This window comes from Anoxybacteroides rupiense, assembly GCF_014196195.1.
Taxonomy (GTDB): domain Bacteria; phylum Bacillota; class Bacilli; order Bacillales; family Anoxybacillaceae; genus Anoxybacteroides; species Anoxybacteroides rupiense.
The window spans coordinates 585,235-610,925 of the sequence record NZ_JACIDF010000001.1 but is presented as its reverse complement, the minus strand read 5'-3'; the positions used below and the strand labels follow the sequence as shown (position 1 = coordinate 610,925).

Annotated in this window: 29 protein-coding genes; 20 read left to right on the top strand and 9 right to left on the bottom strand. The window is 41.7% G+C overall.

What is annotated here, in order from left to right; all coding sequences use genetic code 11:
• Nucleotides 1-208 precede the first annotated feature (208 nt).
• Together rnjA and GGQ95_RS02875 are read right to left on the bottom strand one after the other, a co-directional pair.
• The gene (gene rnjA, locus GGQ95_RS02880) at nucleotides 209-1,876 is read right to left on the bottom strand and encodes a ribonuclease J1 (protein WP_044746771.1); all 1,668 of its coding nucleotides are present in this window, start codon (nucleotides 1,874-1,876) and stop codon (nucleotides 209-211) included.
• A gap of 3 nt (nucleotides 1,877-1,879) precedes the next feature.
• Nucleotides 1,880-2,089: a DNA-dependent RNA polymerase subunit epsilon gene (locus GGQ95_RS02875; protein ID WP_044746652.1), complete on the bottom strand. Its 210-nt coding sequence runs from the start codon at nucleotides 2,087-2,089 to the stop codon at nucleotides 1,880-1,882.
• Between the two features lie 478 nt (nucleotides 2,090-2,567).
• On the opposite strand from GGQ95_RS02875, the gene GGQ95_RS02870 reads away from it, so the two are divergent.
• Nucleotides 2,568-3,341 carry a Cof-type HAD-IIB family hydrolase gene (locus GGQ95_RS02870; RefSeq protein WP_044746770.1) on the top strand — a complete coding sequence of 258 codons (774 nt, stop codon included), beginning with the start codon at nucleotides 2,568-2,570 and terminating at the stop codon, nucleotides 3,339-3,341.
• A gap of 32 nt (nucleotides 3,342-3,373) precedes the next feature.
• Here the strand turns inward: GGQ95_RS02870 and def are convergent, their stop codons facing one another.
• Nucleotides 3,374-3,928, bottom strand: a complete 555-nt coding sequence (gene def / locus GGQ95_RS02865; protein ID WP_044746651.1) for a peptide deformylase — start codon at nucleotides 3,926-3,928, stop codon at nucleotides 3,374-3,376.
• Nucleotides 3,929-4,375: 447 nt separating this feature from the next.
• Here def and GGQ95_RS02860 point away from each other — a divergent pair, with 447 nt between their 5' ends.
• The 6 genes from GGQ95_RS02860 (at nucleotide 4,376) to GGQ95_RS02835 (ending at nucleotide 10,601) form a co-directional block, all read left to right on the top strand.
• Nucleotides 4,376-5,011, top strand: a complete 636-nt coding sequence (locus GGQ95_RS02860; protein WP_080860956.1) for a YkyA family protein — start codon at nucleotides 4,376-4,378, stop codon at nucleotides 5,009-5,011.
• Nucleotides 5,012-5,385: 374 nt separating this feature from the next.
• A complete protein-coding gene (gene pdhA / locus GGQ95_RS02855; protein WP_044746649.1) occupies nucleotides 5,386-6,495 on the top strand; it encodes a pyruvate dehydrogenase (acetyl-transferring) E1 component subunit alpha in 1,110 nt (369 codons plus the stop codon).
• A gap of 3 nt (nucleotides 6,496-6,498) precedes the next feature.
• Nucleotides 6,499-7,476 carry a pyruvate dehydrogenase complex E1 component subunit beta gene (gene pdhB / locus GGQ95_RS02850; RefSeq protein ID WP_044746648.1) on the top strand — a complete coding sequence of 326 codons (978 nt, stop codon included), beginning with the start codon at nucleotides 6,499-6,501 and terminating at the stop codon, nucleotides 7,474-7,476.
• Nucleotides 7,477-7,537: 61 nt separating this feature from the next.
• Nucleotides 7,538-8,836, top strand: coding sequence for a dihydrolipoamide acetyltransferase family protein (locus GGQ95_RS02845; RefSeq protein ID WP_044746647.1), 1,299 nt, complete (start codon nucleotides 7,538-7,540; stop codon nucleotides 8,834-8,836).
• 4 nt (nucleotides 8,837-8,840) lie between these two features.
• Entirely contained in the window at nucleotides 8,841-10,250 is a 1,410-nt protein-coding gene (lpdA, locus tag GGQ95_RS02840; RefSeq protein ID WP_066147056.1) for a dihydrolipoyl dehydrogenase, read from the top strand.
• Between the two features lie 114 nt (nucleotides 10,251-10,364).
• Nucleotides 10,365-10,601 (top strand): hypothetical protein, encoded by a 237-nt coding sequence (locus GGQ95_RS02835; RefSeq protein ID WP_044746645.1) that lies wholly within the window; start codon nucleotides 10,365-10,367, stop codon nucleotides 10,599-10,601.
• 578 nt (nucleotides 10,602-11,179) lie between these two features.
• On the opposite strand, the gene GGQ95_RS02830 is transcribed toward GGQ95_RS02835, so the two are convergent.
• Nucleotides 11,180-11,599, bottom strand: a complete 420-nt coding sequence (locus tag GGQ95_RS02830) for a DUF1885 family protein (RefSeq protein ID WP_080860952.1) — start codon at nucleotides 11,597-11,599, stop codon at nucleotides 11,180-11,182.
• A gap of 112 nt (nucleotides 11,600-11,711) precedes the next feature.
• On the opposite strand from GGQ95_RS02830, the gene GGQ95_RS02825 reads away from it, so the two are divergent.
• Together GGQ95_RS02825 and GGQ95_RS02820 are read left to right on the top strand one after the other, a co-directional pair.
• Nucleotides 11,712-12,014, top strand: coding sequence for a DUF3055 domain-containing protein (locus tag GGQ95_RS02825; protein WP_044746643.1), 303 nt, complete (start codon nucleotides 11,712-11,714; stop codon nucleotides 12,012-12,014).
• 150 nt (nucleotides 12,015-12,164) lie between these two features.
• Complete coding sequence (locus GGQ95_RS02820) at nucleotides 12,165-12,287, top strand: GapA-binding peptide SR1P (protein ID WP_044746642.1); 123 nt, start codon at nucleotides 12,165-12,167, stop codon at nucleotides 12,285-12,287.
• Between the two features lie 259 nt (nucleotides 12,288-12,546).
• Here GGQ95_RS02820 and GGQ95_RS02815 read toward each other — a convergent pair whose 3' ends face one another.
• On the bottom strand, nucleotides 12,547-14,016 hold the full coding sequence (locus tag GGQ95_RS02815; RefSeq protein WP_044746769.1) for an aminotransferase class I/II-fold pyridoxal phosphate-dependent enzyme: 1,470 nt from the start codon (nucleotides 14,014-14,016) through the stop codon (nucleotides 12,547-12,549).
• Nucleotides 14,017-14,492: 476 nt separating this feature from the next.
• Between GGQ95_RS02815 and GGQ95_RS02810 the strand changes: the two genes are divergently transcribed.
• From GGQ95_RS02810 to GGQ95_RS02795, 4 genes are all read left to right on the top strand, one after another.
• Entirely contained in the window at nucleotides 14,493-15,452 is a 960-nt protein-coding gene (locus GGQ95_RS02810) for an NAD(P)H-dependent flavin oxidoreductase (protein ID WP_183186300.1), read from the top strand.
• A gap of 20 nt (nucleotides 15,453-15,472) precedes the next feature.
• Nucleotides 15,473-15,751: a UPF0223 family protein gene (locus GGQ95_RS02805; protein WP_044746768.1), complete on the top strand. Its 279-nt coding sequence runs from the start codon at nucleotides 15,473-15,475 to the stop codon at nucleotides 15,749-15,751.
• Between the two features lie 124 nt (nucleotides 15,752-15,875).
• On the top strand, nucleotides 15,876-16,064 hold the full coding sequence (locus tag GGQ95_RS02800) for a YkzI domain-containing protein (protein ID WP_044746640.1): 189 nt from the start codon (nucleotides 15,876-15,878) through the stop codon (nucleotides 16,062-16,064).
• A gap of 130 nt (nucleotides 16,065-16,194) precedes the next feature.
• On the top strand, nucleotides 16,195-16,989 hold the full coding sequence (locus tag GGQ95_RS02795; RefSeq protein WP_183186299.1) for an inositol monophosphatase family protein: 795 nt from the start codon (nucleotides 16,195-16,197) through the stop codon (nucleotides 16,987-16,989).
• Between the two features lie 29 nt (nucleotides 16,990-17,018).
• Here the strand turns inward: GGQ95_RS02795 and GGQ95_RS02790 are convergent, their stop codons facing one another.
• Complete coding sequence (locus tag GGQ95_RS02790; protein ID WP_066147064.1) at nucleotides 17,019-17,204, bottom strand: DUF5325 family protein; 186 nt, start codon at nucleotides 17,202-17,204, stop codon at nucleotides 17,019-17,021.
• Between the two features lie 119 nt (nucleotides 17,205-17,323).
• Here GGQ95_RS02790 and typA point away from each other — a divergent pair, with 119 nt between their 5' ends.
• The 3 genes from typA to GGQ95_RS02775 are packed head-to-tail and all read left to right on the top strand — an operon-like array spanning nucleotide 17,324 to nucleotide 19,810.
• Complete coding sequence (gene typA / locus GGQ95_RS02785) at nucleotides 17,324-19,165, top strand: translational GTPase TypA (protein ID WP_044746637.1); 1,842 nt, start codon at nucleotides 17,324-17,326, stop codon at nucleotides 19,163-19,165.
• A 20-nt stretch (nucleotides 19,166-19,185) separates the two neighbouring features.
• Nucleotides 19,186-19,503: a YlaH-like family protein gene (locus GGQ95_RS02780; RefSeq protein ID WP_066147068.1), complete on the top strand. Its 318-nt coding sequence runs from the start codon at nucleotides 19,186-19,188 to the stop codon at nucleotides 19,501-19,503.
• A gap of 13 nt (nucleotides 19,504-19,516) precedes the next feature.
• Nucleotides 19,517-19,810, top strand: coding sequence for a hypothetical protein (locus tag GGQ95_RS02775; RefSeq protein WP_066147070.1), 294 nt, complete (start codon nucleotides 19,517-19,519; stop codon nucleotides 19,808-19,810).
• Nucleotides 19,811-20,053: 243 nt separating this feature from the next.
• Here the strand turns inward: GGQ95_RS02775 and GGQ95_RS02770 are convergent, their stop codons facing one another.
• A complete protein-coding gene (locus GGQ95_RS02770; protein WP_183186298.1) occupies nucleotides 20,054-20,254 on the bottom strand; it encodes a YlaI family protein in 201 nt (66 codons plus the stop codon).
• A 200-nt stretch (nucleotides 20,255-20,454) separates the two neighbouring features.
• On the opposite strand from GGQ95_RS02770, the gene GGQ95_RS02765 reads away from it, so the two are divergent.
• Complete coding sequence (locus GGQ95_RS02765; RefSeq protein ID WP_044746633.1) at nucleotides 20,455-20,910, top strand: pyridoxamine 5'-phosphate oxidase family protein; 456 nt, start codon at nucleotides 20,455-20,457, stop codon at nucleotides 20,908-20,910.
• A gap of 29 nt (nucleotides 20,911-20,939) precedes the next feature.
• Here the strand turns inward: GGQ95_RS02765 and GGQ95_RS02760 are convergent, their stop codons facing one another.
• A complete protein-coding gene (locus tag GGQ95_RS02760) occupies nucleotides 20,940-21,536 on the bottom strand; it encodes a YhcN/YlaJ family sporulation lipoprotein (RefSeq protein ID WP_080861011.1) in 597 nt (198 codons plus the stop codon).
• 133 nt (nucleotides 21,537-21,669) lie between these two features.
• On the opposite strand from GGQ95_RS02760, the gene GGQ95_RS02755 reads away from it, so the two are divergent.
• Entirely contained in the window at nucleotides 21,670-23,001 is a 1,332-nt protein-coding gene (locus GGQ95_RS02755) for a PhoH family protein (RefSeq protein ID WP_139788082.1), read from the top strand.
• 351 nt (nucleotides 23,002-23,352) lie between these two features.
• On the opposite strand, the gene GGQ95_RS02750 is transcribed toward GGQ95_RS02755, so the two are convergent.
• The gene (locus GGQ95_RS02750; RefSeq protein ID WP_159719568.1) at nucleotides 23,353-23,847 is read right to left on the bottom strand and encodes a peptidyl-prolyl cis-trans isomerase; all 495 of its coding nucleotides are present in this window, start codon (nucleotides 23,845-23,847) and stop codon (nucleotides 23,353-23,355) included.
• 157 nt (nucleotides 23,848-24,004) lie between these two features.
• Between GGQ95_RS02750 and GGQ95_RS02745 the strand changes: the two genes are divergently transcribed.
• Nucleotides 24,005-24,292, top strand: a complete 288-nt coding sequence (locus tag GGQ95_RS02745) for an Fpa/YlaN family protein (RefSeq protein ID WP_044746631.1) — start codon at nucleotides 24,005-24,007, stop codon at nucleotides 24,290-24,292.
• 132 nt (nucleotides 24,293-24,424) lie between these two features.
• Entirely contained in the window at nucleotides 24,425-25,645 is a 1,221-nt protein-coding gene (locus GGQ95_RS02740) for an FtsW/RodA/SpoVE family cell cycle protein (protein WP_066147076.1), read from the top strand.
• Nucleotides 25,646-25,691 lie beyond the last annotated feature (46 nt).

Here is a 25,691-nt window from a genome sequence, read left to right as displayed (position 1 = left end):
ATCAATACGTGGCATAAGACAATGATTTTCCTCGTTTTTCAGCCGCCCTTCATGTCTTGCTTATGGCGCTTTTTTAGATGTTAAGAGAGGCTGAAACGTATAGTCCATTCAAAAGCAGAAGGTTGTCTTTTCGCCGAGTGGTTGTTTCAAACCGGGAATATGGAAAGCAAAAAGCAGGGAGACTCTCCCTGCTTTTTGCTGTTTCTGATTAGATCTCCATAATAATTGGCAAAATCATCGGCTTGCGCTTCGTTTTTTCATACAAAAACGGCGCAAGAGTATCTGTGATTTCATTTTTGATTTCTGACCATTGATTGGTTTTCCGTTCAAGCACTTTTTCAAGATGTTTTGTAATTAATGCTTGAGCATCGCTAATTAAATCGCCAGATTCCCGCATATAAACAAAACCGCGTGAAATGATATCGGGACCAGCCGCGATTTTGAATTCTTTCATATTGATGCTGACAACGACAATCACAAGGCCTTCCTCAGAAAGAATACGACGGTCGCGAAGCACGATATTGCCGATGTCTCCAATGCCGCTGCCATCAATATAAACAGATCCGGACGGAACTTTACCGACGATTCCTGCTTCCTCTGCACTTAGACCAAGCACTTCGCCGTTGTCCATAATAAAGCAGTTCTCTTCAGGGACCCCGCAGTCAACAGCAAGCTTCGCATGCATTTTTTGCATTCGGTATTCTCCGTGAATCGGCATAAAATATTTTGGCTTCATTAAACGAATCATTAACTTTTGCTCTTCCTGCCCACCGTGACCGGATGTATGGATATCATTTAACGGTCCATGAATCACTTCGGCACCGGCTCGATACAGCATGTTAATCGTACGGTTCACGCTGACCGTGTTTCCAGGGATTGGGGAGGATGAAAAGACAACTGTATCCCCAGGAATAATTTGAATTTGCCGATGCGTGCCGTTGGCGATGCGAGATAATGCTGCCATTGGTTCTCCTTGGCTTCCTGTACATAAAATCGTGACGCGATGGGCTGGGAGGCGATTGATTTGTCCGGCATCAATAAATGTATCCTTTGGACATTTGATGTAGCCAAGTCCTTGTCCAATCTCAATGGCTGCCTCCATGCTGCGGCCGAATACAGCGATTTTTCGATTATTAAGTACTGCAGCTTCAGTTACTTGCTGCAAACGATGGATGTTAGAAGCGAATGTGGCAAAAATAATCCGGCCTTGAACTTTGCGGAAAATATCATGGATGCTTTCACCGACGCGGCGTTCTGACATTGTAAAATGTGGAATTTCGCTATTGGTGCTGTCGGATAGCAAACATAGAACACCTTCTTTTCCGATTTCAGCCATTTTTGTTAAATTGGCTGGTTCACCTACTGGAGTGAAATCGAACTTGAAATCACCTGTATGCACGATTTGCCCCGCTGGAGTTTTTACGACAATCCCATAGCTATCCGGAATGCTGTGAGTGGTCCGGAAAAACGTAACGGCTGTCTTTTGGAAACGGATCACATCATCCTCTTTAATTTCAATGAGCTTTGTTTGGCTTAATAATCCGTGCTCTTCTAGTTTATTGCGAATGAGTCCTAAAGCAAGCTTTCCACCGTATATTGGAACGTTCACTTGACGAAGCAAATAAGGGATACCGCCAATATGGTCTTCATGACCATGAGTGATAAATAATCCTTTAATCTTTTCTGCATTTTTGACTAAATAACTGTAATCAGGAATAACATAATCAATACCGAGCAGTTCATCTTCCGGGAATTTAATTCCCGCGTCAATGATAATAATTTCGTCTTGGAATTGTACGCCATATGTATTTTTTCCGATCTCGCCTAATCCGCCGAGCGCAAATACACCAACTTGGTTTTCTTTTAAAAACTTCATCATCTAAATCTCCAGTACATTAAAATTTGGGCTTTGTTTTTCATATTCTAAATGAGCGCCCTCAAGAGGCTGAATATATTCAATGTTGATTGCGCGATTTTTAAGTTTTTGGCGTACTTCCCGTTCTGATTCCGCTTCGATATACAGCGTGTTTGTTTTTTCTCTTACAGGCACTTCGTCAAGATTTTCTTGATAAAACACTTTAAAAATCATTGTAAAACCTCTCCTTACTAACCGATAATTTCCCTAACTTTTTTATTATATATAAAATATAGTTGATTTTCATGCTTTTTATTTTGGACACGGCACATGTTCCAAGCAGCGCTGCCTTTTACTTCTATCATCTTTGACGAAACTCCGAGCTTTCATTCATGTCTTTCATTTTAAAAGAAGCCCTTCTTTGTTCTTAAGAAGGGCTGTCCGGTTAAGCGATTGATTTTTTACGGAGCAAATCTTTCCATTGTTGGAGCAATTTTTTCTTGAGCTTCTTCAACATCTCTCATCACTCCCTACTTTTTATTGTACTCATTTCTTGTCGAAAGTAAATGTCCACTTTTTTTATTTAGTATATGAAGATTAAGAAGGGTTTTTCATGGTGAAAGCTGGAAGATTTTTTGTTTGACATTCCTGCTTTTTTTCATTAACGTAATGATGAACAAATGCAATGATTTTTTATAAAGGTGAGAAAACGATGAAGAAAATTGTATTTTTTGATATTGATGGCACACTGCTTGATGAAAACAAAGAATTGCCGGCTTCTACTGTGCAAGCTATTCAGAAGCTTAAAACATCGGGAGTGTATGTAGCGATTGCGACAGGAAGAGCTCCTTTTATGTTTGAAAATTTGCGGAAGAAATTAGGAATCGATTCCTTTGTCAGCTTTAATGGTCAATATGTCGTTTTTGAAGACGAGGTCATTTATAAAAATCCTTTGCATCGTTCTAAGTTGCATGAATTGAAAGAGCGTGCTCATGAGAATGGGCATCCGCTTGTGTTTATGGATGCCGAAAGGATGAGGGCGAGCGTTGAAGAACATCCATATATTCATGTAAGTATGGAAAGCCTAAAATTTTCTCATCCTCCATTTGATCCGCTTTACTATGAGCAGCGCGATATTTATCAAGCGCTTTTGTTTTGCAAACCAGAGGAAGAGCATGTCTATATCACATCGTATCCTGAGTTTCATTTTGTGCGTTGGCATAACGTATCTACAGATGTATTGCCGTTTGGTGGTTCGAAAGCGGAAGGAATTCGCAGGCTGATCGAACGAGTCGGCATTGACAAAGAGGATGTTTATGCATTTGGCGATGGGCTAAATGATATCGAAATGCTTCAGTTTGTCGGTACAGGTGTGGCTATGGGAAATGCCAATGAGAAAGTGAAAGAAGTGGCTAATTTTGTAACAAAGCGAGTGGATGAAGAAGGGATTTTATACGGACTGAAGCAGCTCGAGCTGATTAAGTAAAAAGAAGGGCGGTCCGCCCTTCTTTTTACGCTTTATCGTTCAATCGGAATCGCATTTTCTGGTGCTTTGAAAGGGTTTTCTTGATCGATGTGATCATAAAACATGATACCGTTTAAGTGGTCAATTTCGTGCTGGAAGACAATGGCCGGATATCCTTTTAAGCGCAAAGTGATATTTTCGCCTTCAAGGGTTGTACCGGTAACCGTAATTCGGGCATAACGCGGTACATATCCGGGAACGTTGCGGTCAACAGACAAGCATCCTTCTCCGCTTGTTAAATAGCAGAGCTGAACGGAATGGCTTATGATTTTTGGATTAAACAGACCATAGCTATATAGCGTTCCTTTTTCATCATGGGCATGAACAGCAATCATTCGTTTTAAGACGTTAATTTGTGGGGCTGCTAATCCAACGCCGGGACGCAGTCCATATTTTGCCGCCGTCTCTGGATCTTGGCTCATTTTTAAGTATTCCAGCATGCTTCGCAAAAGGTCCTGCTCTTCCTTAGAAGCAGGCAAAGCAACTGGTTCAGCAACGGCCCGTAAAGCCGGATGGCCTTCGCGAACAATATCTTTCATGGTAATCATCGCTTATCACTCCTTGTATAATGAAATCATATCAAGCGTGTTGATGATTGAATAAAAACAAATGAACAGTACTGAATTCCTCGCTTTTCTGCTTCAGTAGAAAAGCGGATGGTGAGCCATATCATCTGTTTTAAAGTAAAATAATGGACCATCAACACTAGTGAAATAATATCTGTGCAACTGAAAGATCAAAAAATGATCTGTGAACAATCGACGATTGGAGGCAAGCTTCGGACCTGTTTTCGCCACATATTCGCGTGACAAAGACGCGGAACACGCCGCTTTCAGACCCATTCACGGGGGTATGAAGCGACCCCCCACCGTCGAAAACAATACCATATTATATAGAAGAATTAAATGTTTTTCATCTATAATAGTCTATCAAACAAATTTGTGGATCGTAAATAAACATACGATAAAATGGGTCAGGAAAGAAGGGAATGAAAGATGAAGCAAGCTAAACTATTTTTTCTGATTCTTTGTCTGATGGTTTTCGTGCAAGGGTGCAAGGTGTTGGCACCTGAAAAAGAAGTGATGGATGCGTTGGAGAAAATGGCTAAATACGAGGACAAAATGAACGAAGAGCATGAACAGCTTGTTCGTCTCGAGCAGGAGCAGACAAAGCTGTACAACGAGATCATGGATCTTGGAATGAAACGATTTTCTGAAGTGTCCAAATTATCGCGAAAGGCTCAAGTGCTTATTGAAAAAAGAAACAAGCAAATAGAGGAAGAATATAAAAACATTGAAAAGGCTGAGGAACAATTAACCATCGTTAAGGAAAGCCTTTCGCATGTACAAGATGAAACAATGAAAAAACAGGCGAGTTCCTTGATAAAAATTATTGGTAAGCGGTACGATGCGTACAAGTCAGTATATGATCACTATCATAAAGCGTTAGCGCTAGAAAAGGAATTTTATCGTCTTCTTGAAGATGAGCATATAACGTTAGAAAAGCTGCAACACCAAACGGACCAAATTAATCGTGCATATAAAGAACTGCTTTCAGACAATGACCAATTTAATGATTATACGGAACAGTATAATCAAGAAAAGAAGCGATTATATCGTGAATGGAAATAGCTGTCGAAAAGGCAGCTTTTTTTAATGCCTTAATATACTATAACAGAATATAACACAACTTCATTTATATATTATAACAGATTATTTCATTTTACAATATATGTATGGGAGCGATTCGAGAAATCAAAGTAATTGACGGATGGATTAAGAAGGTGTAAACTTGAAGTTGCAAATAATCATTGTACTAATTTTATTTGTGAAAACATTGATACAGTTTTTTGATTCTCGTAATCCTGCCACATCATGTGCAGACGGCCGGCAAATATTGTCTGTTTATAGCGGAATTTGGGTAAATTAATGCTGTATGAAAGTGCTTGCAGATGCTTGGTATGGTTGATTTTACTTTATATACAAGAAAGGTAGAGGTGAATGGAATGGGTGCGAAAACATCCGTATTCAATTTGAAGAAGCAGCTCGAAAAAGTGGCTGAGCAATTTCCGACTTTCCAAATCTTAAACGAAGAAGGCGAAGTTGTAAACGAAGCAGCGATGCCGAATTTAAGCGATGAGCAACTAAAAGAATTAATGCGTCGAATGGTTTATACACGCGTGCTTGATCAACGTTCGATCTCGTTAAACCGCCAAGGACGCTTAGGATTTTATGCGCCAACGGCCGGTCAAGAAGCAAGCCAGCTTGCAAGCCAATTTGCGCTTGAAAAAGAAGATTTCATTTTGCCTGGTTATCGTGATGTACCGCAAATGATTTGGCATGGACTTCCGCTTTATCAAGCCTTTTTATTCTCGCGTGGCCATTTTCATGGCAATCAGATTCCTGAAGGCGTTAACGTATTGCCGCCACAAATTATTATCGGAGCGCAAATCATTCAAACAGCCGGCGTTGCTTTAGGAATGAAAAAGCGCGGCAAAAAAGCGGTAGCCATTACATACACAGGCGATGGCGGAGCTTCCCAAGGCGATTTTTATGAAGGAATGAACTTTGCCGGAGCGTTTAAAGCCCCTGCTATTTTTGTTGTGCAAAACAACCGTTTTGCGATTTCGACCCCAGTAGAAAAGCAATCAGCAGCAAAAACGATCGCTCAAAAAGCCGCAGCAGCGGGTATTCCTGGCATTCAAGTGGATGGCATGGATCCATTAGCTGTTTACGTAGCTGTGCGTGAAGCTCGTGAGCGCGCGGTTAATGGAGAAGGTCCAACGCTGATCGAAACATTGTGCTTCCGTTACGGTCCACATACAATGGCTGGGGACGATCCAACTCGTTACCGCACAAAAGAACTTGAAAACGAGTGGGAGAAAAAAGATCCGATCGTTCGCTTCCGCAAGTTTTTGGAGAAAAAAGGTCTTTGGAGCGAAGCTGAAGAAAACAGCGTAATTGAGCAAGCGAAAGAAGATATTAAAGAAGCGATCAAAAAAGCAGACGAAACAGCGAAACAAAAAGTAACGGATTTAATGAGCATCATGTATGAAGAGATGCCGTTTCATTTAAAAGAACAATATGAAATTTATAAAGAGAAGGAGTCGAAATAGGCCATGGCGCAAATGACAATGATTCAAGCAATCACGGATGCATTGCGCATCGAATTAAAAAACGATCCGAACGTGTTGGTGTTTGGGGAAGACGTTGGAGTAAACGGCGGCGTATTCCGCGCGACAGAAGGCTTGCAAGCGGAATTTGGGGAAGAACGTGTATTTGATACACCGCTTGCTGAATCTGGAATTGGCGGTCTTGCGATCGGTCTTGCGCTCGAAGGATTTCGTCCGGTTCCTGAAATTCAGTTTTTTGGCTTCGTATATGAGGTCATGGATTCCATTTCCGGACAAATGGCTCGTATGCGCTATCGTTCAGGTGGACGCTACCATGCTCCAATTACGATTCGTTCTCCATTCGGCGGCGGCGTTCATACACCTGAATTGCATGCGGACAGCTTAGAAGGATTAGTAGCACAGCAGCCTGGATTAAAAGTGGTTATTCCTTCTACTCCATATGATGCAAAAGGATTGTTGATTTCTGCCATTCGTGATAACGATCCAGTTATTTTCTTGGAGCACATGAAATTATATCGCTCATTCCGTCAAGAAGTTCCAGAAGGAGAATACACCATCCCGATTGGCAAAGCGGATATTAAGCGGGAAGGAAAAGATGTATCCATTATTGCTTACGGCGCAATGGTTCATGAATCATTAAAAGCAGCAACAGAACTTGAAAAAGAAGGGATTTCTGCAGAAGTGATCGATTTGCGCACCGTTCAGCCATTAGATATTGAAACGATTATCGGATCTGTAGAAAAAACAGGCAGAGCTGTTGTTGTTCAAGAAGCACAAAAACAAGCGGGAATTGCTGCGAATGTGGTAGCAGAAATTAATGAACGCGCGATTTTAAGCCTAGAGGCTCCGGTATTGCGCGTAGCAGCTCCAGATACGGTTTATCCATTCTCTCAAGCAGAGCCTGTTTGGTTGCCAAACTTCAAAGATGTGATCGAAACGGTGAAAAAAGTCATGAATTTCTAAGCGAAAGAGGAGGAAAATTCCTCCTCTAGCACATTGGAAACAATTAGGAGGTCGACAAACAGTGGCATTTGAATTTAAATTACCAGATATCGGCGAGGGCATTCATGAAGGCGAGATTGTCAAATGGTTTGTGAAGCCTGGGGATGAAGTCAACGAAGACGATGTGCTTTGTGAAGTGCAAAACGATAAAGCGGTTGTAGAAATCCCTTCTCCTGTCAAAGGAAAAGTGCTCGAAATTTTAGTAGACGAAGGAACGGTTGCAACGGTTGGTCAAACATTAATTAAATTTGACGCACCGGGGTATGAAAACTTAAAATTTAAGGGACAGGATCATGACGAACCAAAAGCAGCAGAAGAGCCAAAGCAGGAAGCTGCTCCAGCGCAGGAAGCCTCTTCAGCGGCGGCTGAAGCGGACCCGAATCGCCGCGTCATTGCGATGCCATCTGTACGGAAATACGCTCGGGAAAAAGGAATTGACATCCGTCTTGTGCAAGGGACAGGAAAAAATGGTCGTATTTTAAAAAGCGATATTGATGCATTTTTAGCGGGAGGTGCCGCAACGCCGAAAGCAGAAGCTTCTTCAACAGCTCCAGCAGAGCAATCAGAAGAAAAAGCGGCGTCAAAAGCAGCACCACAACCAGCTGTGCTTGAGGGAGAGTTCCCTGAAACACGCGAGAAAATGAGCGGTATCCGTCGCGCAATTGCTAAAGCGATGGTTAACTCTAAGCATACGGCTCCACATGTCACATTGATGGACGAAGTAGATGTGACAAAATTGGTGGCACACCGCAAGAAATTCAAAGATCTTGCAGCACAGAAAGGAATCAAACTCACATTCCTTCCTTATGTTGTAAAAGCATTAACATCGGCATTGCGTGAATTTCCGACGCTGAATACGTCGATTGATGATGCTACAGAAGAAATTGTCCACAAGCATTATTACAATATTGGCATAGCGGCTGACACAGATAAAGGCCTTCTTGTTCCTGTTGTGAAGCATGCGGATCGTAAATCAATGTTTGCAATTGCCAAAGAAATTAACGAGCTTGCAACAAAAGCGCGCGAAGGTAAGCTTCTTCCAGCTGAAATGAAAGGCGCGTCCTGCACGATTACGAATATTGGTTCTGCTGGGGGACAATGGTTCACACCGGTTATTAACCATCCGGAAGTAGCGATTTTGGGTATTGGCCGTATTTCTGAAAAACCTATCGTTCGCGATGGAGAAATTGTCATTGCTCCGGTATTAGCCTTGTCATTAAGCTTTGACCATCGCATGATTGACGGAGCAACAGCACAAAATGCATTGAACCATATTAAACGTCTGTTAAATGATCCAGAATTATTATTAATGGAGGCGTAAAACAATGGTAGTCGGTGATTTTGCAATCGAAACAGAAACTCTTGTCGTTGGCGCAGGGCCTGGTGGATATGTTGCTGCCATTCGCGCAGCTCAATTGGGCCAAAAGGTAACAATTGTTGAAAAGGCGAACCTAGGCGGTGTTTGCTTAAATGTAGGATGCATCCCATCCAAGGCTTTAATTTCAGCTGCTCATCGCTACGAAGCGGCGAAGCATTCAGAGGACATGGGAATTAAAGCGGAGAATGTCACAGTTGACTTCACAAAAGTGCAAGAATGGAAAGCTAGCGTTGTAAAAAAATTAACTGGCGGCGTTGAAGGGCTTCTAAAAGGAAATAAGGTTGAGATTGTCCGCGGCGAGGCTTATTTTGTTGATGCTAACACGGTGCGTGTGATGACAGAAAACAGCGCACAAACATATAAATTCAAAAACGCGATTATTGCGACAGGCTCTCGTCCAATTGAGCTTCCAGCATTCAAATTTTCGAAGCGCGTCCTTGATTCAACAGGGGCATTAAATCTCCCTGAAATTCCAAAATCCATGGTTGTCATCGGCGGTGGATATATCGGAACAGAATTAGGCACAGCGTATGCGAACTTTGGCACACAAGTGACGATTCTTGAAGGTGCAGATGAAATTTTATCCGGTTTTGAAAAATCAATGAGCGCCATTGTTAAACGCCGCTTGAAGAAAAAAGGTGTAGAAATCTTTGCGAATGCGTTGGCAAAAGGTGTTGAGGAACGAGAAGACGGTGTAACGGTTACATTTGAAAGCAAAGGTGAAACGAAAACAATCGATGCGGACTATGTGCTTGTAACCGTTGGAAGACGTCCGAATACGGATGAACTTGGCCTAGAACAAGTAGGCATCAAAATGACAGAGCGCGGGCTCATTGAGGTTGACAAACAATGCCGCACAAGCGTTCCAAATATTTATGCGATTGGCGATATCGTTCAAGGCCCGCCGCTTGCTCATAAAGCGTCCTATGAAGGGAAAATTGCGGCAGAGGCGATTGCGGGACATCCATCTGAAATCGATTATTTAGCGATTCCTGCTGTTGTCTTCTCAGATCCTGAGTGCGCTTCTGTCGGATATTTTGAACAGCAAGCGAAGAATGAAGGAATTGAAGTTCTAACCGCTAAATTCCCATTTGCAGCAAACGGACGAGCGCTCGCATTAAACGATACGGATGGCTTTATGAAGCTTGTCGTGCGTAAAGAAGACGGTGTTGTAATCGGTGCGCAAATTGTTGGACCAAATGCCTCTGATATGATTGCTGAGCTTGGTCTTGCTATTGAAGCGGGAATGACGGCGGAAGATGTGGCTATGACGATTCATGCCCATCCAACATTAGGCGAGATTGCGATGGAAACAGCTGAAGCTGTTCTTGGCAGTCCGATTCATATTATTAAGTAAAAGCATCAAAGGATATCCCAGCAGAAGGGATGTCCTTTTTTTATCTATTGACTGCGACTAATTTTTCTTTTTGCTTCATATCGTTATGGTATAAAGAAAAAAGGGGATCGTCCAATGAAAGAATATGTTGTTTTTTTGTCGCAGATGATGATTTGGAGCAGCTTTTCACTCATTGAATGGTTGTCTGGCCGCGATCGCCCGCTGTTCCGAGGTTTGTTGCTTTGCATATTTTGGTATTTTGCTTTTTTGCTGGCGAGAAAAATGGGATTGCGCACAAAGAAAGCCATATGGATTACCTTGCTGACGGCGATTATTTATTTTAGTTGTCAGCGGCTTGTCTGGGAAGCATGATCGTTTGTAAATATAAATGGTTGTTCTGACAGAAGCCCATTGATTTCCTTGTTCTTTTAGCCGACTTACAGGCTTTCTTAATCAGATCATAGATACGACAGAAGATGGACATACAGCTGATTCGAAAGCAGAATTCCCCTTTTGGACCGTTGGAGGAAAGGAGAGGCTGAAGCTCTGTTTCATCAATAAAGAAAACGATCGCTATTTGGCTATCGTTTCATTGATAAGCGCTTTTATATTTTGCGTCACTGGCTGCGCTTGTCTGCCCGTGAACAACTTGTTGATCAAGCAATGACAAGCCAGTCTGAAGTGGAATGAATGGGGGGATCAAAATGATAGGAGACAAACATAAAAGTGTGGATGAAAATACTAAATTATCTAGCTAAACGCAGGCTTTTCTGCCTTTGTCTTCAAACAGCGAACGCAAGTGAACGAGCCAGCTGGTATTCTGATTTGAGAAAACATGCGTAGTGGGCAAGCACATCGCTTGCCCACTACGGCACTAAGAATCAAGGGATGTCAATTAGACAATCAACATCCCTTGTACATAAAATTAAAATGGGATTTTCTCTATCATTTTATCGTTTATAAAAATACATGATGCGTCCATTAAATAAATGGAGTTCTCCTTCAAGCTTTTTGGCTAAAAATTTGCAAAATTCATTGGCCTTTCCTTTGTCTCCGTGAGTGGCTCCGTTAGGGAGGGTAATTTGAATAAAGGAACTTGCTTCTGTTTCATTTGGCTGCGTTTGACCGACAACGATGAAAATGGCTTGGTAGCGTCCATTTTTTCCTTTTAAATAAAGCCAAGAGCCGTTTTCGTTGTTCACTTCCATGATTTCATACGGAAAAGCAGCTTCTTTATATTCCCAACCTAATTGTTCTCCTGTCTTTTTTGTCATCTCTTGATATGAATCGAGCAGCTTTTTTACTTCTTCGAGCGTTACCGTCTTTTGCCGTGAAGCAGGAACGAGCTTTATGTATGCATGGGTTGACATAAATAATCACCTCTCTAATCGCATTTTAGCATTAGTAGAAAAAATTTTCTATTGATTTTTTAAATATACTGAATTATAATAAAATTCAGTATATTTAAAAGGAGGGGAGTTTATGGATTTAGTAGATAAGTTGTATGACGAACACGAACAAGTGAAGGTCCAATTTGTGGGATTTGCCACGAAGGACACACGCTATGATTTCGGAATCGTGTATACAAACTTGTTTTTTGGTAAACCGCTTGTCATTTGTATGCAAACTGGACGCTCCGCTCTCCTCGATCCAAGAGATGTAGAAAATCATGAATACTTACAGAATATTTTTCGTATTGATACAGCAAGTCAGACTGCCGATTTGGCTGATTTCTTTTCTGATCTTATTCCACCAGCACCGCTGCATCCCGAGTATGATTACTAAAACAGGAGAGAAAAAAAGCAGGCATTGATGCCTGCTTTTTTTGTATCTTTTTTTAAAAATGTGACATACAAAATAACCATTGACACCTTTAATGTGATATATTATTATTAAATCAGTCAGTCATTAAGTCATCATAAAGGAGTTGTATGGATGGGTACAATCGTTTGTCAAACGTGCAATTCGACAATTGGACATTTTGAAGATGAAAAAGTAACAACACTTTATGGAAAATGTGCAGAATGCACACATGACAAAATAGATGACAACCAATAAGTCACGGTCAAAAGATGGGGGAAGGGTTTCAAAATAAAGAAAACGCATGCGAACGGGAGAAGCATGCGTTTTTTTTGTTATAAAAAACACAGGCTGATCCATCGACTTGTGTTCTCAGGTTGTTGGCAAGTGCTTTCATTCTGCATCGATTGCCTGTCAGTTGTGTCAGACCGTTTGATATCGAAAAATATTGAAACGGCTGGATCTAAAAAAATAGTAGACAAAGTAAATCTCTACTTTGTCTACCACATGGTACTTTTTATAGGGATTGAACCTCTTTAATCACGCGCAATGTCTGCAGTGTATCATCTTCAGGCCCTTGCACCGGTAATCCTACTTCTAAATTCTTTTTAATGTAGGCTAAATTTTCTTCTGTAATAATTTCTCCAGGAATAAAAATGGGAATGCCTGGAGGATAAACCATCACAAATTCAGCGATAATTCTTCCAGCTGATTTTTCGAACGGTACGACTTCTGTGTCTGAATAAAACGCGTCGCGCGGCGTGAAAGCGAGAGAAGGAATATCCGGCAGCAATACTTTCGGTTTGATTCCTTTATCTGCTTGATGGCGAAACTCCTCTGATAAATGACGAAGAGCCGTTATCAAAATGTCTGCTTCCTTCTCCGTGTCTCCAGGTGTGATAATACATAGAATATTGTATAAATCAGATAACTCTACTTCGATATTATACATTTGGCGCAGCCAGTTTTCGACGTCATAACCGGTTAGCCCAAGCTCTTTAACAGAAATAATTAATTTGGTTGGATCATAATCGTATGTTGCGGTTGTGCCTAAAATTTCTTTTCCTACACAGTACAAATGAGGAATTTGATTAATTTGCTCCCGGATCATTTCAGCCAGCTGAATGGCTTTTTCAGCAAGCTCTCGTCCCTCTGTGGCTAAGCGTTTGCGTGCGACATCTAAAGAAGCGAGCAGCAAATAGGACGTAGAGGTCGTCGTGAGCATACTTAAAATCGCTTGAACACGTTTAGCGGATACAAGCCCTTCGCGGACATTTAAAATAGAGCTTTGCGTCATCGAGCCGCCGAGCTTGTGGACACTTGTTGCTGCCATATCCGCTCCCGCTTGCATGGCCGACATCGGCAATCTTTCATGAAAATGAATATGCACGCCATGCGCCTCGTCAACAAGAACGGGAACATGATAAGCGTGGGCGATGTCCACAATTTTTTTCAGATCGCCAGCAATGCCAAAATAAGTAGGGTTTATCACGAGTACTCCTTTTGCATCAGGATGCTGCCTTAAGGCACTTTCTACCGATTCTGGTGTAACTCCATGCGAAATGCCAAGCTCTTTATCAACCTCAGGATGAATGAAAATCGGAGTTGCTCCAGAAAAAACGATCGCGGACATCACCGATTTATGCACATTGCGAGGAACAATGATTTTATCACCAGGACCTGCTACGGACATCACCATTGTCATAATTGCCCCGCTTGTTCCTTGTACAGAAAAAAACGTATAATCAGCACCAAAGGCCTCAGCTGCTAATTCTTGGGCGTGTTTAATGATGCCTTTTGGCTGGTGCAAATCATCTAACGGTCCAATATTAATTAAGTCAATTGCTAATGCGTTTTCGCCGATAAAATGGCGAAATTGAGGATCCATTCCTGCTCCTTTTTTATGGCCGGGAATGTGAAATTGGATCGGATTTTTTTTCATATGTTCTAGCAGTCCGGTAAATAACGGCGTTTCATACTGTGACAATTCTTCCTCACACCTCTTTTTGCATAAAAATAAAACAAATGCATTATAGCACTTATTTATTTGTTTGCAAAGAATCATTTTTGACAAATCAGCCACCTTTTTTCTATAGGATTTTTGTCGCTTGCATCATGGCGTTTTTTCTCATGTATATAAGTAAAGGGTGATATGCATGCAGTCTAAAAATCTCTAGAGAGTCAACGGTCAGTCACGCCTTGGCATGATCAATTCAGCATGTGATTGATAAATAACAAACAGATAAACAGGAAAATCGCCAGCTTATCAAGAAAGATAGTATACTTAATATGAAAAATGCTTTTTGCATTTATAGGCTTTAGCGATCAGGACAGGCTGGTGATGGCTTGCGTTCATGCTAAAAGGAGGGCCGCAAATGCCTTTTTGTCGCTAGGACTATGATGAAAAAGGAGAAGAACTGGCTGCAATGAATGAACAGCCTTATCAAATGAGGAGGGAACAAGATGGGTTGGAAAACAAGAGTGACAGAACTGCTAGGGATTCAGTATCCAATTATACAAGGAGGATTGGCGTATTTGGCTTATGCTGACCTAGCGGCTGCCGTTTCTAATGCTGGAGGCTTAGGGCAGATTACGGCGATGTCTCTGCCGTCTCCGGATGCTTTGCGCGCTGAGATCAAAAAAGTCAAAGAAAAAACCGATCGGCCGTTTGGAGTGAATTTTGCGATTGGACAGCATGGACGGCCATTTTCGCACATGCTGGAGGCGGCCATTGAGGAGCAGGTGCCGGTTATATCGGTTACAGGCGGAAACCCTGCTCCATTTTTCGAACAGCTAAAGGGAGTGAATGTGAAAAAGCTAGTGCTTGTTGCGGCTGTGCGGCAGGCGGTCAAAGCGGAAGAATTGGGCGCTGATGCAGTGATGGTGGTTGGGCAAGAAGGTGGCGGCCATTTAGGAAAATATGATATAGGAACCTTTGTATTGATTCCAAAAGTCGTCGATTCTGTATCGATTCCAGTGATTGCTTCGGGAGGAATTGGAGATGGCCGAGGGCTCATGGCTGCGTTAGCTCTTGGTGCAGAAGGGATTGAGATGGGCACGCGCTTCATTGCGACACGAGAATGTATCCACGCCCATCCGTTGTATAAAGAAATGCTTGTTAAGGGATCAGAAAGTGATACAGTTGTTATTAAACGCAGCTTAGGCGCTCCTGGACGGGCCATTGCCAATGAGTGGACGGAAAAAATTTTACAGATTGAGCAGCAAGGCGGAACATATGAGCAATTGAAAATATACATAAGCGGAGAAGCCAATCGCCGATTTATTTATGACGGAAAAACGAGTGAGGGGTTTGCGTGGGCAGGACAAGTAATGGGGCTGATTCATGATGTTCCGACTGTGGCAGAGCTGTTGGAGCGGATGATTCGGGAAGCGGAACAAATTCGCAACAAATGGACAAACTAACAGCGGAGGTGAAAAAGATCGTGGATTACTCATACCCATTTTCTTATGATTGGACAACGCAAGAGGTTATTGATGTGATTAAATTTTTTGAAGCGATTGAAACCGCATACGAACGGGGAATAGAGCGGGAACAATTCATGAGCCTGTACCGTCGGTTTAAAGAAATTGTCCCGAGCAAAAGCGAGGAAAAAAAGCTTTGTGATGAGTTTGAAAAGGCGAGCGGGTATTCGTCTTATCAAGTGGTTAAAAAAGCAAAGGAAGCCAAAAATGGCGACTGGATTCAAGGAAATGAAAAATAATTAGACGAATACACAAATTTGTTGCATAGCCCCCTTTCTTGACATAAATATATATAAACAACAACTATCAGAAAATTTCGTTATTTGGGTCGAGAATGGACAAAAGAAAGGGGGACTGGTGTGAATGAAAAAAACAGTCAATTCATTAAAACGGTCGGATGGCGAAAGACGAATGGCGGTATTGCGCCTTGAACTTGATTATGAATTAGCGACTCTTTATGAGGCGATGGTGGAAAATGATGAAGAAAAAAAACAGGAATGCAAAAGAAAATTAGAGAGGCTACGCCAAGAGTTTATGCGTCTTCAATTATAAAAAGACAATCATATGGCGAACCACGCACGATGCGGTTCGTTTTTTCTTGCTGAATATACCAAATTGCACTATTCTAATTTATATTTGTACATACAAGCTTATGATTATTTTTTTGTTTAGGAGGAGTAAAATGAGCACAAATTGGGAGCATATCGACAAGTGCGCCAAGGAATGGATAAAAGAAGCAGGTGAACGCATTCATCAAGCCTTTCGGAAAACGCTAACGATTGAAACGAAATCAAGCCGCAGCGACTTAGTTACGAATGTGGACAAAGAAGTTGAGCAATTTTTTATTGAACGAATCAGACAAACCTTTCCTTCCCATCGCGTCTTGGGAGAAGAGGGATTTGGCGATTGTATATCCGCGCTTGATGGCATAGTTTGGATTATTGACCCGATCGATGGAACGATGAACTTTATTCATCAACGCCGCAATTTTGCGATTTCCATTGGCATTTTTGCAGATGGTATAGGGATGCTTGGATATGTGTATGATGTTGTGCATGATGAGCTATATTATGCTCAAAAAGGCAAGGGCGCTTTTTTAAACGATCGGCCGCTGCCAGTGTTGCAACCTGTATCCATTCCAGAAGCGATTATTTGCTTAAATGCATCTTGGATTATTGAAAATAAACAAGTCGATCCGAAACAATTGGCCCGGCTTGTACAAGAAGTCAGAGGAACGCGCTCATATGGTTCCGCTGCGTTAGAAATGGCATATATTGCTGCGGGGCGTCTTGATGCCTATTTGACAATGAGGCTATCGCCATGGGATTTTGCCGGCGGTCTTATCATTATTAAAGAGGTGGGCGGGCTTGTGACGAATATAGATGGTGAACCGCTGGATCTTCTCGGTCCGAGTTCTGTATTTGTATCGAAGCCAGGGCTCCATCGTGAGATTTTGCAGCAATACATCCGGAAATGAAACCGGGACAAGCTGTTGTTTGTCCCGGTTTATAATGTTCCCTTTTGCCGCTTTCGTTTTTTCACAGCAAATCCAGTCCCCATGATGATGATAAAGATAAGGAATGAAATAATGATACCGATCACGCTTTGTTCAGCGATAAAAATGCCAATAGCCATAATGGAGGAAGCTGCTAAGATTGCAAACAGCAAAAAGATCGGCTGAAACGATTTCATGAAAATCTCCCTTCTTCATTATCTTTTCTCTTCTTTATTCAGTCTACACGAAAATATTCCGCTTTTCTATGATCTTTATGATATAATAAACGAGCAATTTACACATAGGAGTGAAAAAGGTGAAACGGCGAGAAGATTTGCGAAATATTGCTATTATTGCCCATGTTGACCACGGCAAAACGACGTTGGTGGATCAGCTATTGCGCCAGTCAGGAACCTTCCGCGCAAATGAACAGGTGCAGGAACGGGCATTGGATCGTAATGATTTAGAAAGAGAACGCGGGATTACTATTTTGGCTAAAAATACAGCGATTCATTATAAAGATACACGTATTAATATTTTGGACACCCCGGGACATGCGGATTTTGGCGGAGAAGTCGAACGGATTATGCGCATGGTTGACGGTGTTCTGCTTGTTGTCGATGCATATGAAGGCTGCATGCCACAGACTCGCTTTGTGTTGAAAAAGGCGCTCGAACAGCAGCTGACACCGATTGTTGTTGTCAATAAAATCGACCGTGAATTTGCTCGGCCGGAAGAAGTGGTTGATGAAGTCATTGATTTATTCATTGAACTTGGCGCATCGGAGGAACAGCTGGACTTTCCGGTTGTGTACGCCTCTGCTTTAAATGGAACTGCCAGCCTTGATCCGGACAAGCAGGAAGCGGATATGTCGGTATTGTTTGAAACCATTATTGAACACATACCAGCTCCTATCGATAATCGGAACGAGCCTTTGCAGTTTCAAGTAGCGTTGCTTGATTACAATGATTATGTAGGAAGAATCGGAATTGGCCGAGTGTTTCGCGGTTCAATTAAAATGGGGCAGCAAGTGGCCTTAATGAAGCTCGATGGTACGGTGAAGACGTTTCGGGTGACGAAGCTATTCGGTTTTATTGGATTAAAACGAATAGAAATCACCGAAGCAGAAGCAGGAGATATTATTGCTGTATCAGGGATGGAGGATATTAATGTGGGAGAGACGGTCTGCCCTGTCGAGCATCAGGAGGCGTTGCCGGCACTGCATATTGATGAGCCGACATTACAAATGACTTTTTTAGTCAATAATAGCCCATTTGCCGGAAGAGAAGGAAAGCACGTCACGGCCCGAAAAATTGAAGAGCGCCTTCGAATGCAATTGGAAACCGACGTTAGTCTGAGAGTAGAAAATACAGATTCTCCTGACGCTTGGATTGTCTCAGGAAGAGGAGAGCTCCACCTATCCATTTTAATTGAAAATATGAGGCGGGAAGGCTTTGAATTGCAAGTATCGAAGCCAGAGGTTATTATGAAGGAAATGGATGGAACGCTGTCTGAGCCAATAGAGCGGGTACAAATTGATATCCCTGAGGAATATACAGGAGCGATTATAGAATCGCTTGGCATGCGTAAAGGGGAGATGGCGGATATGATTCATAACGAAAATGGGCAGGTCCGTTTGATTTTTATGGTTCCGGCTCGCGGTTTAATCGGCTATCGAACCGAATTTATGTCCTTAACTCGAGGATACGGAATTTTAAATCACTCATTTGATCATTATGCTCCTGTACAAAAAGGATTGGTCGGCGGACGGAGACAAGGTGTCCTGATTTCAATGGAGACAGGTAAAGCGACATCGTACGGCATTATGCAGGTCGAGGATCGGGGAACGATCTTTGTCGAGCCGGGAACAGAAGTGTATGAAGGCATGATTGTTGGCGAGCATACGCGCGAGAATGATTTAGTCGTCAATATCTGCAAAGTAAAGCACGCAACCAACATTCGTTCATCTACGAAAGAGCAGACGGTGACCATGAAAAAACCGCGGCTGATGACGCTTGAAGAAGCACTCGAGTACTTAAATGATGATGAATATTGTGAAATAACGCCAAAATCCATTCGTTTACGGAAGAAAATTTTAGATAAAAACGAACGGGAGAAGCTGGCCAAGAAAAAGAAAGCAGCCGAGCAAGCAAGATAAAAAAAGGGGGGGGGAGAAGGATGAATGTGATGGAGCGGCTTTCCTTTTTTGCTTCGTTATATCAGGTGCATGACAATCCCGAACGGGGAATGTGGCTTCTTTATATCACGGTTTTTATTTTATCGGCTATTGTTTATCGTCTTGGTTTTGCTAAACAGCTTCCTTTGTTAAAAAACGTCATTATTTATGTTCTGCTTGCGCTCGGCTGTACAATTTTAACATTTTTCGCTGTCTTTTTGCCGATTGCTGAAGGACTGGTGATAGCGGCCATTGTATTGATTATTTATAAGATTCGCTTGCGTCAGTCGCAGCAGCAAAAAATGAATGCCGGTGAGTAGGAGCGGTAAAATCATGAAATCATTACAAGATGCCCTGTACAATTGGTTGACGATTCAAGTGGTGGCGGATGCCCGGCCTGAAGACCATGCTGCACAAGACACGGCACAACTTTTTAAAAATATATTAAAGATTGACTTTCAAATCGAAAAGGTAGCTTTTGTAAAAGAAGAAGAAATGTACATTGTGAGTTACCAAAAAGGCGGAAAAGAGCAAGCCACACGGTTTCCGGTCGAATTCATTGAAGGGATGCTTGAGCAAATTCAAAGCGAGCCCGAAAAATATACGAACTATCCTAAGGATATATGAGAACTGACGCTTTATATGATCCGAGCAGAGAAAACGGATCGTCCGTCATTTGTTTGCTATAGAAATACAGATCGGTTTCCGCCGTAAGCCATGCTTCTTGTGTTTTTAGTCTGCTTCAACGCATGCATTGGATTTATAGCCCAGTTATAAAGTAGAATCCGCATTTCTTGACGGTCGAGGAAGAGACGATAATGAACTTTTGTTTTAGCGAAATAACAAAAAAGCACCGGCATCCGGTGCTTTTTACCATTCATCATGTGATTCTGATGAACGATAGATGCGGAATTTTCCTGTCGCAAGCCGCGCTTTTGTTTTTTCCGCAATCCGTTCGTGGCATTTTTCGCACATATATGTATGAATTGGACGGTTGCGCAGCCGTTTGGCAAGCAGGGATTCATCATCAATGGTATCCATTTGCTCACAGAGAACACATTTAACTCTCATCATCCACCTCGTTAGTTCAAGTCAGTCTTTTATTTGCATATCATCGGTAGGGAACGCAGTTGCGCAACAGAGAGGCTTTAATCCAAGCCATATTCCGATGCTTATCTTCGCGCTTTTATTTTCATTATATCATTTCTCTTTTCCTTTTTGGAGAAAATGGGTATGATTAAAACATAATGAACATTTGGGAGGAATTTTTCATGGCAAATGCAGTAGAGAAAAAGCTAATTGAACCGCTGTTTCAAGCACTGCAAAAGGAACGATTTGTCACGCTTGCGACAATCGATCACGAAACAGGAGGCCCGAATGTGAGTTCAATTTCTTGGATTTTCGCGCCGGACGAAGAGCGTCTTTATTTTGCTGTTGATAATCGTTCACGGATTGTGAAAAATATCCAGAAAAATCCTCTTGTTGTTGTAAATGTTATCGCGAATGAATCGACTTATGCCATCAGCGGCCGAGCGAGCATTAAAGCCGAGAAAATGGAAGGAGTGCCTCTGAAGCTTGCGTTAGTGGAGTTGGATATTGTGGAAGTGCGCGATGTTATGTTTTATGGCTCAAAAATCTCGGTGGAGCCGAAGTATGAAAAAACCTATGATGCGCAGGCTGCTGCCAAGTTGGATAATCAAGTGATGACAGCGCTACGGAATGCATAAAAAAGAGCTTAGCCAATTTCGGCTAGGCTCTATTTGTTTAAGTAATGGTTCGATTGCTTATCCTGACGCTGATTGAGCTGTTTTTCCTCCTGCTTGTTTAACTCGGAGTCATTTGTATTAGTCGGTGAAGGATTTTTCGTTTGCAATAAATCGCTTGGAATTTCTGGCATTACCCGACCTACAATAGCAGCAATTTCGTTCATAAAAGCTTGTACAGGCCGTCCATTGTCGACTTGGCGGACGATATTTTTTAATCGTGCATATAAATCGGGATCAGCAATAATAATCGAATTGGCCCCGTAAGGATCTTTTTGCAAAGCTTCAGCCACCGAATACTTAATTGTACCGACGCGTGAAGTATCCATATTATCATTAATATCGATCCCTACAATCGCATATTTTCCGACGATGAGAGCTGTTGCATCATTCACATTCGGAACGCGGTCTGCTAAATCGGCTAAATGATGGGCAATTTGCTGACCGGATTTATTTTCAATCTTTTCATTCGTTGTATTTTTCACATGAACAAAGGAGCGATTGGGTATTTCTTGTTTGTCATTACTCATGCTGCATCCCATCAGAACAAAAAAAGGAAGGATAACGCTGAAAAAAGAGCGAGCATTCATCATTTAAGCACCTCTAATGTTTTTAACTTTATTTTGTGAATCACCTTCTATCTTTATACATTGGCTCATAGTATATAACATCAATCCCGTCCAAAAAAATTTAACCAATATAATGAAATGGGGGCGTGGAAATTTGGGGAATAAAATATATGTACTTGATACTAACGTACTTTTGCAAGATCCTTACTCCATTTTTTCATTTGAAGACAATGAAGTGGTCATTCCTGCTGTTGTGTTAGAAGAAGTGGATTCAAAAAAGCGATATATGGATGAGGTTGGGAGAAATGCGCGGCAAGTATCGAAACTGATTGACCGCTTGCGAGAAAATGGAAAGCTGCATGAAAAAATTTTACTTGATAATGGAGGAGTGCTGCGTATTGAATTGAATCATCGCTCCTTTCATCAATTGCAAGAAATCTTCGTTGAAAAAACGAATGATAATCGTATTTTAGCGGTTGCGAAAAATTTATCTCTTGAAGAGCAAACAAAAGAAAATGGGCGTTTAGTGATTTTAGTAAGTAAAGATGCGCTTGTTCGCGTGAAAGCGGATGCCATTGGATTGCAGGCAGAGGATTTTTTAAGCGATCGTGTGGTTGATATCGATCACATTTATACAGGCTTTCTTGAACTGTATATCAGCATGGACCATTTAAAACGATTTTATGAAAAGGGCGAAATTGTTCTTTCGGAAATCGCCAACCATCCATTTTATCCAAACCAGTTTATTATTATCAAAGATGCGCTTGGCAGCTCAGCATCGGCTATTGGCATTGTTGATCACTCCGGAAAAAAAGTGAAGAAGCTGCTTTTCCATTATGATCATGTGTGGGGGATTCGTCCGCGCAATGTTCAGCAAACGATGGCATTTGAACTGCTCATGCGCAAGGATGTTTCGCTTGTCACTCTTATTGGCAAGGCTGGAACAGGAAAAACGCTCCTTGCATTAGCAGCCGGATTGATGCAGACAGAAGATTTGGGAACATATAAGAAACTGCTTGTAGCAAGACCAATTGTTCCGGTTGGCAAGGATATCGGATTTTTGCCGGGAGAAAAGCAAGAAAAATTGAGGCCGTGGATGCAGCCGATTTTTGATAACCTTGAATATTTATTTAACACAAAAAAGCCTGGAGAGCTTGATGCGATTTTAGCCGGCATGAGCTCCATTGAAGTGGAAGCACTCACGTATATACGCGGCCGCAGCTTGCCTGAGCAGTTTATTATTATTGATGAAGCGCAAAATCTAACAAAGCATGAGGTGAAAACAATCCTTACGCGCGTTGGTGAGAAAAGCAAAATTATTTTAATGGGCGATCCAGAGCAAATTGACCATCCATATTTAGATGAATACAACAATGGGTTAACATATGTCGTGGAAAAATTTAAAGAGCAAAAGATTGCTGGTCATGTTCGCTTAATCAAAGGGGAACGTTCTGGATTAGCGCAGCTTGCCGCTGATTTACTATGATATAAATACTTCATAAAATCACAAGTGCTGCTTATTCATTGTTTTACTAAAAACTGCTGATTGTCCTAGTTCAATCCCCAGCTTTTTCTGCCTCTTCTCCCGAACAGGAACCCCAGCAGGCAACGGAATGGCCCGCAAAGCGTTCGTTGTTCATAAAGGGCTTGCCGGCTTCGGCAGAAAAGCTAGGAAGCAGCGAGTGATATCCCTTCGTTTTTACTGGGGCATCAACACAAATCTAAAATCCATTCACTTATGTCCTTATGCTGGATAAAGGATGGTAGACAAATTCAAAATGGACTTTGTCTACCATCGCAGCTGTCCGTTGCTGACGGACAGCTGCGATGGCCGGTATCACTGAATGATCAACTCACGTACATGAGTGATGGGGGTGTTCTGGTTTGAGCCGTCTCCGAAATATACGTGGACAGGCCCATTTTCTTTTAAAGGCTTTCCATCTTTCGAAAAGCCGAGAACAAGTTGGTAGGCTTGTTGAAGCGGAATTGTGAATTCACCGTTGTCGGTGACAATCATTAGCTCTGTTGCATCATCTAGCACTTCGGCATTGTTTAAAAATGGAGCGAGCGGCATTCCGAATGTTCCAGTAATGATCTTTTCTTTGACAAATTTCTTTTCTGTTTTTAGGGTTGGCGGAAAATATGCGCCTTCTTGAATTTCTCGGTCCCAGTATGCCGATATTTTTTGAATTTCATCCTCTTTTTCGGCTTTTTCTGTCTGTCCTGAAAAGTAAGTATGCAAGTCAACTTTGCGGTCATCAAAAATCCATACACCGGGATCCAAAGTTATGGAAAACTTAACCTTACCTTTAATTGGAATAATACGATCCATAGCTGCTCTCTCCTCTTTCATCTTGTACTGTTTTTAGTATAATGATAAATGAATATTTTGTCATGTCCGATCATTTGTGACAAGTCTTTCATCTTGCAAAATTTTTCGATTCACGTTAAGATTTATAGAAGGATTAGGGGAGAACGGAGGGATCGATGTGACGGACGATACGATTAATTATCGTGAAAAAGCGTACGCGCTTCTTAAAACAGACGCGGATAAGATTGTTAAGCTCATTCAAGTGCAAATGGATAACTTGACAATGCCCCAGTGCCCTCTTTACGAAGAAGTACTTGACACGCAAATGTTTGGTTTATCGCGTGAAATTGATTTTGCGATTCGGTTGGGGCTGGTCGATGCAAAGGATGGAAAAGCGATTCTTGATACATTGGAACGGGAGCTTTCAATGCTTCATGAAGCTTCTACAAAAAAACGCGTACGATAATGATAAACATGAACTCAAACGGTTGAATTTGCGGCAATCGTTTGAGTTTTTGCGTTTTTGGAAGGAAAACACAATCTTATTACGAATGTTTCTTAGTAACTATAGTATAACATTTGGTAGGGAAGAGGAAAGATGAATAAACAACTCTTTAAGAATATTGTTAAATCATATGATTATCCGCTGATCATTGCCGTTTGGATGCTGGCGATATTTGGATTGGTTATGGTATACAGCTCAAGTATGGTCGCAGCGGTTACACGTTATGGAGTGGCAAGCGATTACTTTTTTCAAAAACAAAAAATGTGGTTGGCTGCCTCAGGAATTTGTTTTTTAATCACGATGCTTGTTCCTTATAAGGTATGGATGGGGAAAAAAGTCATTCAAGGGATCTTTTTTGCTTCTCCGATCCTTTTAATTGCTGTGGCATTTCTCGGCCATACTGCCAATAATGCCACAAGCTGGTTTAAACTCGGATTCTTTAGCATTCAGCCTGCTGAGCTTGTCAAGTTAAGCTTGCTTATTTATTTGGCAGCAGTATTTGCCAATAAGCAAAAAAAGCTGGCGGAACCGGTTAAAGGACAGTTATTTCCAATTTATTATACACTATGGATCTGCTTTCTTATTGCCATTCAGCCCGATTTTGGAACAGCCATGATTGTGTTGCTGATTGCTTCTTGTGTGATTTTATCGTCGGGTTTAAGCTTTCGTTTGCTGTGGAAGCAGCTGCTGTTTTTTATGATGGTGGCAGCGGTGGTCGCTCCTGTTTCGCTTCCGTTTATTTGGGATGAAATTTTTTCTCCAGAACGGTTGTCGCGGTTTTATAGCTTTGTTAATCCATTTAAGTATGCAGACGATGAGGGATTTCAATTGGTGAATTCATATTTGGCGATTGGCCTTGGCGGATTAAAAGGGCTGGGATTAGGGCAAAGTATTCAGAAGTATGGGTATTTGCCTGAGTCGCATACCGATTTTATTATCGCAGTGATCGCGGAGGAATTAGGTTTATTTGGGGTGGCTTTTGTTTTGCTGCTGCTAGCTTTTATTGTTCTAAAGGGATTCATGATTGCCAGAAAATGCAATGATGCGTTTGGCAGCTTGCTTGCTATTGGTATTTCTTCGATGATTGGAATTCAAACGTTCATCAATGTTGGAGGTGTAACAGGTTTGATTCCGATCACAGGTGTCCCTTTGCCTTTAGTAAGCTACGGAGGGTCTGCGCTCATTCTTTTTATGACATCGCTTGGGATTATGGTCAATATTTCGATGTTTGTTAAATATGAAGCGAAGTATAAACATAAAGAACAACACGTTGATCATGCAAAAAAACCGTTAAAAAGAGGTCTGACTTTTTAGAAAGCATATTTACAAATTTGCAAAACCGTTATAGTTTTATTAGAAA

Bases quoted from the DNA above. Each gene is read 5' to 3' on its own strand.
- GGQ95_RS02795 (WP_183186299.1), top strand. From the start codon at position 16,195: ATGAGCACAAATTGGGAGCATATCGACAAGTGCGCCAAGGAATGGATA.
- pdhB (WP_044746648.1), top strand. From the start codon at position 6,499: ATGGCGCAAATGACAATGATTCAAGCAATCACGGATGCATTGCGCATC.
- GGQ95_RS02875 (WP_044746652.1), bottom strand. From the start codon at position 2,089: ATGATTTTTAAAGTGTTTTATCAAGAAAATCTTGACGAAGTGCCTGTA.
- rnjA (WP_044746771.1), bottom strand. From the start codon at position 1,876: ATGAAGTTTTTAAAAGAAAACCAAGTTGGTGTATTTGCGCTCGGCGGA.
- def (WP_044746651.1), bottom strand. From the start codon at position 3,928: ATGATTACCATGAAAGATATTGTTCGCGAAGGCCATCCGGCTTTACGG.
- GGQ95_RS02775 (WP_066147070.1), top strand. From the start codon at position 19,517: ATGAAATCATTACAAGATGCCCTGTACAATTGGTTGACGATTCAAGTG.
- GGQ95_RS02770 (WP_183186298.1), bottom strand. From the start codon at position 20,254: ATGAGAGTTAAATGTGTTCTCTGTGAGCAAATGGATACCATTGATGAT.
- GGQ95_RS02800 (WP_044746640.1), top strand. From the start codon at position 15,876: ATGAAAAAAACAGTCAATTCATTAAAACGGTCGGATGGCGAAAGACGA.
- GGQ95_RS02860 (WP_080860956.1), top strand. From the start codon at position 4,376: ATGAAGCAAGCTAAACTATTTTTTCTGATTCTTTGTCTGATGGTTTTC.
- GGQ95_RS02765 (WP_044746633.1), top strand. From the start codon at position 20,455: ATGGCAAATGCAGTAGAGAAAAAGCTAATTGAACCGCTGTTTCAAGCA.
- GGQ95_RS02810 (WP_183186300.1), top strand. From the start codon at position 14,493: ATGGGTTGGAAAACAAGAGTGACAGAACTGCTAGGGATTCAGTATCCA.
- GGQ95_RS02780 (WP_066147068.1), top strand. From the start codon at position 19,186: ATGAATGTGATGGAGCGGCTTTCCTTTTTTGCTTCGTTATATCAGGTG.
- lpdA (WP_066147056.1), top strand. From the start codon at position 8,841: ATGGTAGTCGGTGATTTTGCAATCGAAACAGAAACTCTTGTCGTTGGC.
- GGQ95_RS02870 (WP_044746770.1), top strand. From the start codon at position 2,568: ATGAAGAAAATTGTATTTTTTGATATTGATGGCACACTGCTTGATGAA.
- GGQ95_RS02750 (WP_159719568.1), bottom strand. From the start codon at position 23,847: ATGGATCGTATTATTCCAATTAAAGGTAAGGTTAAGTTTTCCATAACT.
- GGQ95_RS02790 (WP_066147064.1), bottom strand. From the start codon at position 17,204: ATGAAATCGTTTCAGCCGATCTTTTTGCTGTTTGCAATCTTAGCAGCT.
- GGQ95_RS02820 (WP_044746642.1), top strand. From the start codon at position 12,165: ATGGGTACAATCGTTTGTCAAACGTGCAATTCGACAATTGGACATTTT.
- pdhA (WP_044746649.1), top strand. From the start codon at position 5,386: ATGGGTGCGAAAACATCCGTATTCAATTTGAAGAAGCAGCTCGAAAAA.
- GGQ95_RS02760 (WP_080861011.1), bottom strand. From the start codon at position 21,536: ATGAATGCTCGCTCTTTTTTCAGCGTTATCCTTCCTTTTTTTGTTCTG.
- GGQ95_RS02825 (WP_044746643.1), top strand. From the start codon at position 11,712: ATGGATTTAGTAGATAAGTTGTATGACGAACACGAACAAGTGAAGGTC.
- GGQ95_RS02830 (WP_080860952.1), bottom strand. From the start codon at position 11,599: ATGTCAACCCATGCATACATAAAGCTCGTTCCTGCTTCACGGCAAAAG.
- GGQ95_RS02835 (WP_044746645.1), top strand. From the start codon at position 10,365: ATGAAAGAATATGTTGTTTTTTTGTCGCAGATGATGATTTGGAGCAGC.
- GGQ95_RS02740 (WP_066147076.1), top strand. From the start codon at position 24,425: ATGAATAAACAACTCTTTAAGAATATTGTTAAATCATATGATTATCCG.